At 64.5% G+C, this 12,116-nt stretch carries 13 protein-coding genes; 4 read left to right on the plus strand and 9 right to left on the minus strand.

Translation table 11 applies throughout. From position 1 onward, the window contains the following. Nucleotides 1-15 precede the first annotated feature (15 nt). A complete protein-coding gene (locus AC0QUY_RS23230) occupies nt 16-2,400 on the plus strand; it encodes a heavy metal translocating P-type ATPase (RefSeq protein ID WP_475388547.1) in 2,385 nt (794 codons plus the stop codon). Between the two features lie 78 nt (nt 2,401-2,478). On the opposite strand, the gene AC0QUY_RS23235 is transcribed toward AC0QUY_RS23230, so the two are convergent. Further along, on the minus strand, nt 2,479-3,426 hold the full coding sequence (locus AC0QUY_RS23235) for a beta/alpha barrel domain-containing protein (protein ID WP_475388549.1): 948 nt from the start codon (nt 3,424-3,426) through the stop codon (nt 2,479-2,481). 123 nt (nt 3,427-3,549) lie between these two features. Here AC0QUY_RS23235 and AC0QUY_RS23240 point away from each other — a divergent pair, with 123 nt between their 5' ends. Beyond that, on the plus strand, nt 3,550-4,302 hold the full coding sequence (locus AC0QUY_RS23240; RefSeq protein WP_161851031.1) for a sulfate transporter family protein: 753 nt from the start codon (nt 3,550-3,552) through the stop codon (nt 4,300-4,302). A 149-nt stretch (nt 4,303-4,451) separates the two neighbouring features. Here AC0QUY_RS23240 and nth read toward each other — a convergent pair whose 3' ends face one another. Continuing rightward, nucleotides 4,452-5,225, minus strand: coding sequence for an endonuclease III (gene nth, locus AC0QUY_RS23245; RefSeq protein ID WP_161856310.1), 774 nt, complete (start codon nt 5,223-5,225; stop codon nt 4,452-4,454). Between the two features lie 22 nt (nt 5,226-5,247). Here nth and AC0QUY_RS23250 point away from each other — a divergent pair, with 22 nt between their 5' ends. Further along, nucleotides 5,248-5,769 carry a DUF2244 domain-containing protein gene (locus AC0QUY_RS23250; protein WP_161851030.1) on the plus strand — a complete coding sequence of 174 codons (522 nt, stop codon included), beginning with the start codon at nt 5,248-5,250 and terminating at the stop codon, nt 5,767-5,769. Between the two features lie 120 nt (nt 5,770-5,889). Further along, nucleotides 5,890-6,786: a methylated-DNA--[protein]-cysteine S-methyltransferase gene (locus AC0QUY_RS23255; protein WP_161856309.1), complete on the plus strand. Its 897-nt coding sequence runs from the start codon at nt 5,890-5,892 to the stop codon at nt 6,784-6,786. Between the two features lie 109 nt (nt 6,787-6,895). On the opposite strand, the gene AC0QUY_RS23260 is transcribed toward AC0QUY_RS23255, so the two are convergent. From AC0QUY_RS23260 to dnaJ, 7 genes are all read right to left on the minus strand, one after another. Then, nucleotides 6,896-7,519 carry a 2,3-bisphosphoglycerate-dependent phosphoglycerate mutase gene (locus tag AC0QUY_RS23260; RefSeq protein ID WP_161851029.1) on the minus strand — a complete coding sequence of 208 codons (624 nt, stop codon included), beginning with the start codon at nt 7,517-7,519 and terminating at the stop codon, nt 6,896-6,898. 22 nt (nt 7,520-7,541) lie between these two features. Beyond that, on the minus strand, nt 7,542-8,357 hold the full coding sequence (gene dapB, locus AC0QUY_RS23265) for a 4-hydroxy-tetrahydrodipicolinate reductase (protein WP_161851028.1): 816 nt from the start codon (nt 8,355-8,357) through the stop codon (nt 7,542-7,544). Nucleotides 8,358-8,424: 67 nt separating this feature from the next. Next, nucleotides 8,425-8,739, minus strand: a complete 315-nt coding sequence (locus tag AC0QUY_RS23270; protein ID WP_161851027.1) for a DUF1330 domain-containing protein — start codon at nt 8,737-8,739, stop codon at nt 8,425-8,427. Between the two features lie 33 nt (nt 8,740-8,772). Continuing rightward, complete coding sequence (gene pyrF, locus AC0QUY_RS23275) at nt 8,773-9,483, minus strand: orotidine-5'-phosphate decarboxylase (protein WP_475388550.1); 711 nt, start codon at nt 9,481-9,483, stop codon at nt 8,773-8,775. Nucleotides 9,484-9,489: 6 nt separating this feature from the next. Next, complete coding sequence (locus AC0QUY_RS23280; RefSeq protein WP_475388552.1) at nt 9,490-10,068, minus strand: NADPH-dependent FMN reductase; 579 nt, start codon at nt 10,066-10,068, stop codon at nt 9,490-9,492. A 46-nt stretch (nt 10,069-10,114) separates the two neighbouring features. Next, a complete protein-coding gene (locus AC0QUY_RS23285; protein WP_161851024.1) occupies nt 10,115-10,717 on the minus strand; it encodes a class I SAM-dependent methyltransferase in 603 nt (200 codons plus the stop codon). Between the two features lie 205 nt (nt 10,718-10,922). Next, complete coding sequence (gene dnaJ, locus AC0QUY_RS23290) at nt 10,923-12,056, minus strand: molecular chaperone DnaJ (protein ID WP_475388553.1); 1,134 nt, start codon at nt 12,054-12,056, stop codon at nt 10,923-10,925. Nucleotides 12,057-12,116 lie beyond the last annotated feature (60 nt).

A 12,116-nucleotide genomic window follows, 5' to 3' on the forward strand; every position in this document is an offset into this window, starting at 1 on the left:
GCGCCGGAGCGGATGATGAACAAGAATGAGAACGCCGATCGAGACGGCGCGTCCAACAGCGCCTGCTGCGGCGGCCATGGCCATGCTCACCATCATCACAGTGACGCGGCCGCGGCCGTGCGCGACCCCGTTTGCGGCATGACGGTGAATCCCGGGACCAGCAAGCACCGTTTCGACTACAAGGGCGAGACCTTTCATTTCTGCTCGGCCGGTTGCCGGACCAAATTCGCCGCCGATCCCCTCGCCTATCTCGAAAAAGACAAGCGACCGAAGGCCGCAGTGCCGGAGGGCACGATCTACACCTGCCCGATGCACCCCGAGATTCGCCAGGTCGGCCCCGGAAGCTGCCCGATCTGCGGCATGGCGCTGGAGCCGGAGGTCGCTAGTCTGGATACGCCGCCTAATCCAGAACTGGCCGACATGACGCGCCGCTTCTGGATCGGCCTCGTGCTCGCGCTGCCCGCGGTCGTCCTCGAAATGGGCGGTCACCTCGTCGGCGGCCATGGCTTCGTCGATCCGACGCTATCGAACTGGATCCAGTTCGCGTCCGCCACTCCCGTCGTGCTCTGGGCCGGCTGGCCGTTCTTCGTGCGCGGCTGGCAATCGCTGGTGACGCGCAATCTCAACATGTTCACGCTGATCGCGATGGGCACCGGCGTCGCCTATGTCTACAGCGCCATCGGCACGGTCGCGCCCGGCATCTTCCCCGCCACCTTCCGCGGCCATGGTGGCGCCGTCGCGGTCTACTTCGAAGCGGCTGCCGTCATCACCGTGCTCGTGCTGCTCGGCCAGGTGCTCGAACTGCGCGCGCGTGAAGCGACGTCAGGAGCGATCAAGGCGCTGCTGCAGCTTGCACCGAAGACGGCCCGCCGCATCGGCGACGATGACGCGGACCATGAAGTCGAGATCGACACGCTCGCCGTCGGCGACAGATTGCGCGTGCGGCCGGGCGAGAAGGTGCCGGTCGACGGCGTCATTCTCGAAGGCCGCTCCTCGCTCGATGAGTCGCTGGTGACGGGCGAATCGATGCCGGTCACCAAGGAGGCCGGCAGCAAGGTCATCGCGGGCACGCTCAATCAATCCGGTGGCTTCATCATGCGCGCCGAAAAAGTCGGACGCGATACGCTGCTGTCGCAGATCGTGAAGATGGTGGCAGACGCGCAGCGCTCGCGTGCGCCGATCCAGCGGCTGGCAGATCAGGTCGCTGGCTGGTTTGTGCCGACGGTGATCGCCGTGGCGCTGCTTGCGTTCGGCGCTTGGGCCTGGTTCGGCCCCGAACCGCGCCTGGCATTCGGCCTGGTCGCGGCCGTCAGCGTGCTCATCATCGCTTGTCCCTGCGCGCTGGGCCTTGCCACGCCGATGTCGATCATGGTCGGCGTCGGGCATGGCGCGCAGGCCGGCGTGCTGATCAAGAATGCCGAAGCGCTGGAGCGCATGGAGAAGGTCGATACGCTGGTGGTCGACAAGACGGGCACGCTAACCGAAGGCAGGCCGAAGGTCGTCGCCGTCGTTCCGGCAGACGGATTTAACGAGACCGATATTCTACGGCTGGCTGCCACCGTCGAGCGGGCGAGCGAACACCCGCTGGCCGATGCGATCGTGCGATCAGCCAAGGAGCGCAATCTCGATCTCGGTAAAGTCGAGGATTTCGACTCGCCGACCGGCATGGGCGCCACCGGCAAGGTCGACGGCAGGACCATTGTGCTCGGCAATGCGAACTTCCTGCAGTCGCTCGGCATCGACGCGAACGTATTGAGCGAGGAGGGCGAACGTCTCCGCGGCGAGGGCGCGACCGTCATCAGCATGGCCATTGACGGCAAGCTCGCGGGCCTTTTCGCCATCGCCGACCCGGTGAAAACGTCTACGCCCGATGCGCTGAAGGCGCTGGCGGGCGAGGGCATCAAGGTCATCATGCTGACCGGCGACAACAGGACCACGGCGAACGCCGTCGCAAAGAGCCTCGGCATATCAGACGTCGAAGCGGAGGTGCTGCCCGATCAGAAGAGCGCGGTGGTGGCAAAACTGCAGAAGGCCGGAAGGATCGTCGCGATGGCGGGCGACGGCGTCAACGACGCCCCGGCGCTCGCCGCCGCCGAGGTCGGCATTGCCATGGGCACCGGCACCGATGTCGCGATGGAAAGCGCAGGGGTCACGCTGTTGAGGGGCGATCTTGTCGGCATCGTCCGCGCTCGCCGCCTGTCGCAGGCGACCATGCGCAATATCAGGCAAAACCTGTTCTTCGCCTTCGTCTACAACGCCGCCGGCATCCCGATCGCCGCCGGCATTCTCTATCCGGCGTTCGGCTTGTTGCTATCGCCAATCATCGCCGCTGCGGCGATGGCGCTATCTTCGGTGAGCGTCGTCGGCAACGCGCTGCGGCTGCGGATGACGCGGCTGTAGTTGGGAAGGCGAGCCGTTGCGGTCGTCGGCAAGGAAGGCATGGATGGCCGGGTCAAGCCCGGCCATGACGAAAGGCGTTCAGGCCGCCCTCGCCGCTCTCCCGCGCGGCAAGCCGGCCCGCGCCAATCCGCCATACAGCGCCTCACCGGGCATTTCGGATTTCAGAATTCCGCGCACCGCAATCAGCTTCTCGATATCGATGCCGGTGGCAAATCCCTTGCTCTCGCACAGGAACGCGAGGTCCTCAAACACGACATTGCCGGTGGCGCCCGGCGCGAACGGGCAACCGCCGAGACCACCGAGCGATCCGTCGAGCACACGCGCCCCGGCATCGAGCGCGGCGGAAGCGTTGGCGATGCCCATGCCTCTGGTGTCATGCAGGTGAATGCAGATCGGCCTGGCTCCCGCGATCTTCACCGCCCCTGCGACGAGTTCACCGACCTGCTTCGGCCCGGCATAACCGACCGTGTCGGCGATCGCGACCATGTCGACGCCAGCTTCGAACAGCTTTTCCGTCAACCGCAACACTTCCTTTGGGTCTACCGGCCCCACGATCGAGCAACCCAGCGCCATCGAGATCGCGGAATTTACCACCGGCTTGTGCGCGCTGGCGTCGCGCAACTCGCAGAGCCGCCTGACGTTGGCGATCGCAGATTCGCGCGAACGGTTGGCGTTGGCCTGGCTGTGCTCCTCGGTCGCCGAAACCACCGTCGCCACTTCCGCAACGCCCGACGCCAGCGCCTCGTTGACACCGCGCTCGTTCAGCGTCAGCGCGATGCCGTAAGCGCCGGGCAGCGATGCCACGGTCGCGATGATGTCCTGCACATCGGCGAATTGCGGAAACGTCTTCGCCGGCAGGAATGAGCCGACCTCGAAGTGCCGCACGCCGGCGGCATATTCGTCGCGGATCCAGCGCTGCTTGGCGGCGGTGGACGGAAACGTCTTCACGAGCTGCAGGCCGTCGCGCAGGCCTACCTCGCGCAGCACGATCTTGTTGTCTGGATAGAGTTCCTGAACACGGGTCATAGCAGCCTCTAGCGGCGTTGTTTTTTGACGGCGGTTCGCCTCCCGGGAGCCGGCAGGCTCTTGCCGAAACCCCTGGGGCTATCTACCTCTCGCGAGGGTTTTTTCACAAGAGGCCAGACCGCCATGTTGGACGCCGCCGTCAAGGCGCTTTCGCAGATCCTGTCGCCGCCGATGCGTACCATTTTGTGGCGCTCGATCGGGCTGGCGCTGGTGCTGATCACGGTGCTGGCCATCGGCTTGCAGCGCGCGTTGAGCTGGTTCGCCGAATACGGCGAAGGCTGGGCCGAGGCAATGCTGGGGCCGGGCTTCCACACGACGCTCAACATCCTTTCCTGGATCATCTCGATCGCGGCCGGGCTCGGTGTCGTCCTCGGCGGCATTTTCCTGATGCCGGCAGTCACCTCGCTGATCGCCAGCGTGTTCGTCGACGACGTCGCCGAGCATGTCGAGCGCGAACATTATCCGGCCGAGCGCCCCGGCGCCGCGCTGCCGCTTGGCATCTCGATCCCCGAGGGCATCAAAACGGCGCTGCTGACCATCCTGGTCTACCTGATCGCGCTGCCCTTTGTGCTGTTCGCGGGTGCGGGTTTTCTGATTTTCTTCATCGCCACCGCATGGCTCTTGGGCCGCGAATATTTCGAACTCGCCGCCATGCGCTTCCGCTCGCCGGCGGAAGCCAAGGCGATGCGCAGGGACAATGCGGCGACCGTGTTCACCGCCGGCCTCTTCATCGCCGCCTTCGTCTCGATCCCGATCGTCAATCTGGCGACACCCGTGTTCGGCATGGCCTTCATGGTCCACATGCACAAGCGGCTGTCGGGCCCCCGGCCGGAGCTGATCGAGCCGGCGAGGAAAACGGGAATGCCGGTGGCTTAGTTCTCCCTCTCCCCGCTCTTCGCGGGGAGAGGGTTGGGGTGAGGGGCTCTCTCCGCGTGCTCCGTCAATTGATGGACCTGTACCCCCTCACCCGCCGCGCAAGAGCGCGTCGACCTCTCCCCGCAAGCGGGGCGAGGTTGAGAAGAAACTCACACCGTCTTTTCCGGCCAGTGGCAGAGGTCGTTGATCAGACACACCTCGCAGCGTGGCTTGCGGGCCAGACAGGTGTAGCGCCCGTGCAGGATCAGCCAGTGATGGGCGTGCAGCATGAATTCGGACGGGATCACCTTCTCCAATCCCAACTCGACTTCCAGCGGCGTATTGCCGGGTGCAAGCCCTGTGCGGTTGCCGACGCGGAATACATGCGTATCAACCGCCATCGTATGTTCGCCATAGGCCATGTTGAGCACGACATTGGCGGTCTTGCGCCCGGCCCCCGGCAGCGACTCGATTTCGGCCCGGGTGCGCGGCACCTCGCCGCCGAACTCGGCGATCAGCTTTTCCGACAGCGCGATGACGTTCCTGGCCTTGTTGCGATAGAGCCCGATGGTCTTGATGTACTCGCGCACTTTCTCTTCGCCGAGCTCAAGCATCCTCTCGGGCGTGTCGGCGACCGCAAACAGCGCGCGCGTCGCCTTGTTGACGCCGGCATCGGTCGCCTGCGCCGACAGCACGACCGCCACCAGCAGCGTGTAGGGATTGAGGTGTTCGAGCTCGCCCTTCGGCTCCGGATTGGCCTTGCGAAAACGGCTGAAGGCCTCATGGATCTCGGCCGGCGTCCAGGGCTTTGGTTTCAGAGATTTTGGCTTGGCTGATTTCTTCGCCGGTTTGGGCGGCGCCTTGGCGGCCTTCTTGGCCGGTTTTTTCGGCGCGGATGGAACGCCGGGTTTTTTGGCGCTGAGAGAGCGGATGATTTTGGCCATGATCGGGATATACTGATACGCGATGACAGCAAGCAACGACTTTGATCCGGCGCTCGACCAGCCGACGCTTTTTTCGGCGCGGGTGACGCCGCATCGGTCGCTCAACCGCACTGGCTTTCTGGTGCTGATGGCATTCATCGGCGCGGTGAGTTTTGTTGCCGGCATCGCATTTTGCCTGATGGGTGCCTGGCCGGTGCTCGGCTTTTTCGGCCTCGATGTGCTGGTGATCTACTGGGCGTTCCGGATCAATTTTCGCAGCGCTGACGCCACCGAGGACATCGTGGTGACGCCGTCCGAATTGCGGGTGCGGCGGGTCAGTCATCGCGGTCATCTGATCGAATGGTCGTTCAATCCGCTCTGGGTGCAACTCGAACAGACCGGCGATCCCGAATTCGGCATCGAGCACCTTTATCTGGTATCCCGCGGCCGCCGGGTTACGATCGGCCATTTTTTGGGTCCCGACGAAAAGGCGAGTTTTGCCAAAGCCTTACTGGCTGCGCTGCAGACCGCCAAGCGCGGCATTACTTACAACCCCGTCACCTGAGGCTTTCTTTTTTACGCGTTTTCTTCGCGCGAACCGGTTCCCACTTCGCTCGAAAACGCTACGTTGGGCTTGTCGGAAATCGGGTGGTTTGAGCCGCGCATGAGCCCTAAATCAGACCCCATGATGATATCAGCCATACATGACCAGCGCCTGGCCAAGCCGGGCCTCCAGAGCGCCGCGCAGCGCGACTATGATTCCGTGCGCCGCGCCATCGCCTTCATCTCGGAGCACTGGCGCGCGCAACCGACCATCGAGGCGATGGCGGACGCCGCCGCCTTGACGCCCGATGAACTGCACCATCTATTCCGCCGCTGGGCCGGGCTGACGCCGAAGGCTTTTATGCAGGCGCTGACGCTCGACCACGCCAAGGGCCTGTTGCGCGATTCCGCCAGCATCCTCGATGCCGCGCTCGACTCCGGGCTGTCGGGCCCGGGCCGGCTGCATGATCTGTTCGTGACCCATGAAGCGATGTCGCCCGGCGAATGGAAGAACGGCGGCGCCGGCATGATCCTGCGTTACGGTTTCCATGCCTCGCCGTTCGGCACCGCCATCGTGATCGCCAGCGACCGTGGGTTGGCGGGGCTTGCCTTCGCTGACCCCGGCCAGGAACAGGTCTCCTTCGCCGACATGAAGCGGCGTTGGCCGAACGCGACCCATGTCGAGGACCACGACGGCACCGTTGGCCTTGCGCAGCGCATCTTCGATACCAGGCTGTGGCGGCCGGACCAGCCGCTGCGCGTGGTCCTGATCGGCACCGATTTCGAGGTGCGGGTGTGGGAGACGCTGTTGAAGATCCCGATGGGCCGCGCGGTCTGCTATTCCGACATCGCCACCAAGATCAAAAGCCCGAAGGCCTCACGCGCCGTCGGCGCCGCCGTCGGCCGCAACCCGGTGTCGTTCGTCGTGCCTTGCCACCGCGCACTCGGCAAAGGCGGCGCCCTGACCGGCTACCACTGGGGCATCACCCGCAAACAGGCGATGCTCGGCTGGGAAGCGGGACAGGTGGGGCTGCATTGAGAACTTGTAGGGTGGGCAAAGCGAAGCGTTCCCACCATTTCAGACCGATGATGCCAATAGATGGTGGGCACGGCGCTTGCGCGCCTTTGCCCACCCTACGCGCCCTAATTCACGCCGCCAGGTCAACCTTCGTCGCCACCGTCGAGTCCGCATTCAGCCGATAGATCACCGGTGCGCCGGTGGCGAGTTCGCGCTTGAGGATCTGTTCGGGCGTCAGTTTCTCCAGCACCATGATCAGTGCACGCAACGAGTTGCCGTGGGCGGCGACCAGCGTACGCTGTCCGCGCAGCACGCCGGGCAGAATCTCCTGCACGTAATAAGGCAGCGCACGCGCCAGCGTATCCTTCAGGCTCTCGCCGCCGGGCGGCGGCACGTCGTAGGAGCGGCGCCAGATCAGCACCTGGTCCTCGCCCCATTTCTTGCGGGCGTCATCCTTGTTGAGCCCGGAGAGATCGCCGTAGTCGCGTTCGTTGAGCGCGAGGTCCTTCGTCGTCGGCAGTCCGGTCTGGCCGATCTCGGCGAGCATCAGTTTCAGCGTATGCTGGGCGCGGGTCAGGTCGGAGGTGAAGGCAACATCGAACGTCAGCCCTTGCGCCTTCAATTTGCGGCCCGCTTCCTTGGCCTCGGCAATGCCCTGCTCGGTGAGGTCAGGATCTTTCCACCCGGTGAACAGGTTCTTCAAATTCCAGTCGCTCTGGCCATGCCGCACGAGCACGAGAAGACGATCGCTCATTACAAATTCCGTTGTTCGATGGTTAGAAGTCGGTCAGGCCGAGCACGTCGGTCATCGTGTAGAAGCCGGGCGCCTTGCCCCGAGCCCACAGTGCGGCCTTGACGGCACCCATCGCGAACATGGTGCGGTCCTCGGCGCGGTGGGTCAGCTCGATCCGCTCCATGGCGCCTGCGAAGATCACAGAGTGATCGCCGGTGACGGTGCCGCCGCGCAGCGAGGCAAAGCCGATGTCGCCCGGCCGTCGCGCGCCGGTCTCGCCGTCGCGGCCGCGCGCGGAGCGGGCATGCAGGTCAACGCCGCGGCCGGCAGCGGCGGCTTCGCCGAGCAGGAATGCCGTACCCGACGGCGCATCGATCTTGGCCTTGTGGTGCATCTCGACGATTTCGATGTCGAAACTTTCGTCCAGCGACTGTGCGACGCGCTTGACCAGCGCTGCGAGCAGATTGACGCCGAGGCTCATATTGCCTGATTGCACCACCACCGCGCGCTGGGTAACGCTCTTGATCACGGCCATGTCGGACACCGACAGCCCGGTGGTTCCGACAATGTGCACGAGGCCGCGTTCGGCGGCGATCGCGACATTGGCGATGGTGGCGGCAGGCACGGTGAAGTCGAGAATGCCGTCGGCATTGGCCGACAGCGCCCACAGGTCGGCGGAGAGTTTGACGCCATTTTCCGGCAACCCTGCGAGCACGCCGGAATCCTTGCCCAGCAGTTCCGAGCCGGGCGCTTCCAGCGCGCCGGTCAAAACCGCGCCCGGCGTCTCCGAAATGACGCGCACCAGCGCGCGGCCCATCCGGCCGCCGGCCCCCGCTACGATCAATCGCATATCGGCCATGGCTCTTACCTCTGCACGGGGTATAGCCGGGGCGGGCGATTACGGCAACTTCCCGTCAGGTAGCGGATCAGGCCTCTTCGGACAGCCCGGGAACATCGTAGCCTTCGATGACTATGAGCTCGGCAGTCGAGTGCGGCTGCCGCACCTTGATATTGGCCTGGTATTCCGGCGAGTTGTAGCAGGCCAGCGCGGCCTCGTAGCTGTCGAACTCGATCACGACGTTGCGCGAGCGGCTTTGGCCTTCGACAGCGGTGAACTTGCCGCCGCGCACGATGAAGCGCCCGCCGAATTTCTGGAAGATGGCCGGGTTGGCCGCCATGTAAGGCTTGTAGCCTTCCTCATTGTGAACGTCGACGCGACCGATCCAGTATCCCTTCGCCATCTCACTCTCCCGTTTCTTGTCTCACTGGTTTGACTATGCCAACGCTTGCATGATTTCCGCTTGGACGGCATCCGCCGCAGCCTTCGGGTCGGCAGCTTCCGTGATCGGGCGTCCGACCACCAGATAGTCCGCGCCGGCGGCAATCGCACGCGCCGGCGTCATGATGCGCTTCTGGTCGCCGGTCGCAGCACCTGCCGGGCGGATGCCTGGCGTCACCAGGTTCATCTGGTGGCCGACAATCTTGCGCAACGCCGCCGCCTCTTCCGGCGAGCTGACGAGGCCATCGACGCCGAGCACCTGCGCCTGCTGCGCGCGCGCTTCCACCAGATCGGAGACGTTGAGGCGATAGCCCGCGGCATGCAGATCGCCGTCGTCATAGGAGGTAAGCACGGTGACCGCGAGAATCTTCAAACCCGATCCGGCGCGGGCCTCGACCGCGGCCTTCATGGTCTGCGGATAGGCATGCACCGTGAGGAAAGTCGCGCCGAGCTTTGCGACGCTCTCGACGCCGCGCGCCACCGTGTTGCCGATGTCGTGCAGCTTGAGATCGACGAATACCTTCTTGCCCGACTTCGCCAGTTGCTGCACCAGCGGCAATCCGCCGGCATAAGCGAGCTGGTAGCCGATCTTGTAAAAACTCACGCTGTCGCCGAGCCGCGCGATCATCGCTTCTGCCTCAGTCACCCCGGGCAAATCGAGTGCGACGATCAGGCGGTCCCTTGCTGCGATATCGGCTGGCTGCATGTCACCTCACATCATGCGTTGGGAAATGTCGATCAACTGCCGCACCATTGCTTTCAGCCCGTCGCTGTCGGCGGCATTCTTCAGGCGGTCCGTCTCGTCATAGGCGTCATCGGCGAAGGCAAGCGCGAACTGGTTCGGGATCACTTGGGCATGGCAGGCCGAAAGGATCAGCCGCAGCGCGGCCAGCGCGCGGGCGCCGCCGAGCCGGTTACCGGAAGCCGACGCAATCGCAAACACCCGGTCGCGAAACACCTGGCCGCGGGTCTCGTGCGCATCCTGCACCCGGCTCACCCAGTCGATGGTGTTTTTCACCAGCGCCGGCACCGAGGAGTTATATTCCGGCGTCACGATCAGCACGCCGTGATGGGCTGCCATCATGCGCTTCAGGTTGACCGCGTGCTTCGGCACGCCGGATTTGGCCTGCAGGTCGCCATCATAGATCGGCAGCGGAAAATCGGACAGCGAGATGCGGGTGACTTCGGCGCCTTGCTGCGCCAGTGCATGGGCCGCAACGGCGGCCAGCTTCGCATTCAGCGAGCCTGATCGTAGCGATCCCGGGATCACGAGGATTTTCAGCGCGGACATATTTTAATTCGTATTCGGGGCAGATCTGCCACGCGAATACGTGGCGTCAGCCCTTGCGATACACCCAGACCCGCGCGGGCGGAAGGTTCATCCAGATCCGCTCCGAGGCTTCTGTGGACACGCCCGGCAACGATTTCGGGATCGGCGGCGCGACCGAATAGGTGAACTGCACGAAGGGTGCGCCGGGGGCGAGCGCCGCGAAGGCGTCGCGGATCAGTTTCAGGCGCGTCAGCATCGGTTTTGTCACAAGCGGCAGGCCGGAGACCACGGCGGAAGCCGGCGCATCCAGTATCTCGCCAAGCGAGGCGCGCAGCGCATAGGCATCGCCCTGCACCACCTTGGCCTGCGGATAGCGATCGCGCAGCAGCGCGCAGAAGCCCGGATTGTACTCGACCAGCACGAGCCGCCGCTGATCGACGCCATGTTCGATCAGCGCATTGGTGATCGCGCCGGTCCCGGGCCCAAGTTCGATGACCGGCCCTTCGGATTCGACGTCGACATATTGCGCCATGGTCCGGGCGAGCAGCTTGCTCGACGGCATCACCGCGCCCATGTGCAGCGGCTTTTCGATCCATGAACGGAGGAAGCGAACCTCATCGTCGAGACGGAGAGGCTTCTTCAACGCACGCACGGACGATTGCAAAGGCATGTCGCTACCAGGCGGGACCCCGCTGACGAGCGGGATGTCAGAAAACAGTCATAAACACGTATAGGTCGACGGGGATATGGTCAAGCCAAACGGTAATGCGTCAGCCGCGCCAAAGTGCCCGCGAGCCCGCGATAAGACACTGTGCAAGCTGAATGAATCATGACTGCGCGATGCCGCGCCGTCCGGCTATCTCCGCGCGTGCGGCCTACGTGCCCGCGCGGTTGCCGAAGAAGTCCTTGACCTTGGTGAAGAAGCCCGCCGCTTCCGGCTGGGTGGCCCCCGACGACAGTTTTTCGAACTCGGCGAGCAGTTCCTGCTGCTTCTTGGTCAGATTCTGCGGCGTTTCGACCATTACCTGGACATACATGTCGCCGGTCTGGCGCGAGCGCAGCACCGGCATGCCTTTTGATGCAATGCGGAAACGGCGGCCTGACTGTGTTCCGGCCGGCACTTTCACCTTGGTCTTGCCCTTGTCGATGGTCGGGACCTCGAATTCGCCGCCGAGCGCGGCTGACACCATCGAGATTGGAACCCGGCAGTGCAGATCGGCGCCGTCGCGCTGGAAGAATTCGTGGGTCGCCAGCGACAGGAAGATATAGAGGTCGCCCGGCGGGCCGCCGCGGACGCCGGCCTCGCCTTCACCGGCGAGCCGGATGCGCGTGCCGTCCTCGACGCCTTGGGGGATGTTGACCGACAGCGTGCGGTCGCGCGTCACCCGTCCCGAGCCCGAGCAGTTCGGGCAAGCATCCTCGATCATCTGGCCGCGGCCCTGACAGCCGGGACAGGTCCGCTCCAGCGTGAAGAAGCCCTGGGCCTGGCGGACGCGGCCGGCGCCGCCGCAGGTCGAGCAGGTCTTCGGCTTGGTGCCGGCCTTGGCGCCGGTGCCCGAACAGGGTTCGCAGGTGACGGAAACCGGAATCTCGATCTGGGCGGTCTTGCCCTGAAAAGCTTCTTCGAGCGTGATTTCCATGTTGTAGCGCAGGTCGGCGCCGCGCTCGCGGCCGCCGCCGCGCCCACGCTGGCCGGCCATGCCGAACAGGTCTTCGAAAATATCGGAGAATGAGGAGGCGAAGCCGGCGCCGAAGCCGGGGCCGCCGCCGCCCATGCCCTGCTCGAACGCGGCATGGCCGTAGCGGTCATAGGCGGCGCGCTTCTCGCCGTCCTTCAGCACTTCGTAGGCTTCGTTGATTTCCTTGAATTTCACTTCGCTGGTGGCATCGCCCGGATTCCGGTCCGGATGCCATTTCATCGCCAGCTTGCGGAAGGCCGCTTTGAGCTTGCCCTCGTCCGCGCCTCGTTCGACTTCCAGCGTTTCGTAATAGCAGCGCTTGGTGGACATTAGTCAAACCCGCCCGAATTTCGTCTTCGTACCGAAAACACCCTCAATCGAAGATGCCGC

The sequence above is a fragment of the Bradyrhizobium sp. WYCCWR15520 genome, from assembly GCF_056174665.1.

What these genes read in the sequence shown, in the direction of transcription:
- AC0QUY_RS23235 (WP_475388549.1), bottom strand. Translation starts at nt 3,426, where the DNA reads ATGACCCGTGTTCAGGAACTCTATCCAGACAACAAGATCGTGCTGCGC.
- AC0QUY_RS23230 (WP_475388547.1), top strand. Translation starts at nt 16, where the DNA reads ATGAACAAGAATGAGAACGCCGATCGAGACGGCGCGTCCAACAGCGCC.
- dapB (WP_161851028.1), bottom strand. Translation starts at nt 8,357, where the DNA reads ATGGCCGATATGCGATTGATCGTAGCGGGGGCCGGCGGCCGGATGGGC.
- AC0QUY_RS23260 (WP_161851029.1), bottom strand. Translation starts at nt 7,519, where the DNA reads ATGAGCGATCGTCTTCTCGTGCTCGTGCGGCATGGCCAGAGCGACTGG.
- AC0QUY_RS23285 (WP_161851024.1), bottom strand. Translation starts at nt 10,717, where the DNA reads ATGCCTTTGCAATCGTCCGTGCGTGCGTTGAAGAAGCCTCTCCGTCTC.
- AC0QUY_RS23240 (WP_161851031.1), top strand. Translation starts at nt 3,550, where the DNA reads ATGTTGGACGCCGCCGTCAAGGCGCTTTCGCAGATCCTGTCGCCGCCG.
- AC0QUY_RS23255 (WP_161856309.1), top strand. Translation starts at nt 5,890, where the DNA reads ATGATGATATCAGCCATACATGACCAGCGCCTGGCCAAGCCGGGCCTC.
- AC0QUY_RS23270 (WP_161851027.1), bottom strand. Translation starts at nt 8,739, where the DNA reads ATGGCGAAGGGATACTGGATCGGTCGCGTCGACGTTCACAATGAGGAA.
- AC0QUY_RS23280 (WP_475388552.1), bottom strand. Translation starts at nt 10,068, where the DNA reads ATGTCCGCGCTGAAAATCCTCGTGATCCCGGGATCGCTACGATCAGGC.
- AC0QUY_RS23250 (WP_161851030.1), top strand. Translation starts at nt 5,248, where the DNA reads ATGACAGCAAGCAACGACTTTGATCCGGCGCTCGACCAGCCGACGCTT.
- pyrF (WP_475388550.1), bottom strand. Translation starts at nt 9,483, where the DNA reads ATGCAGCCAGCCGATATCGCAGCAAGGGACCGCCTGATCGTCGCACTC.
- nth (WP_161856310.1), bottom strand. Translation starts at nt 5,225, where the DNA reads ATGGCCAAAATCATCCGCTCTCTCAGCGCCAAAAAACCCGGCGTTCCA.
- dnaJ (WP_475388553.1), bottom strand. Translation starts at nt 12,056, where the DNA reads ATGTCCACCAAGCGCTGCTATTACGAAACGCTGGAAGTCGAACGAGGC.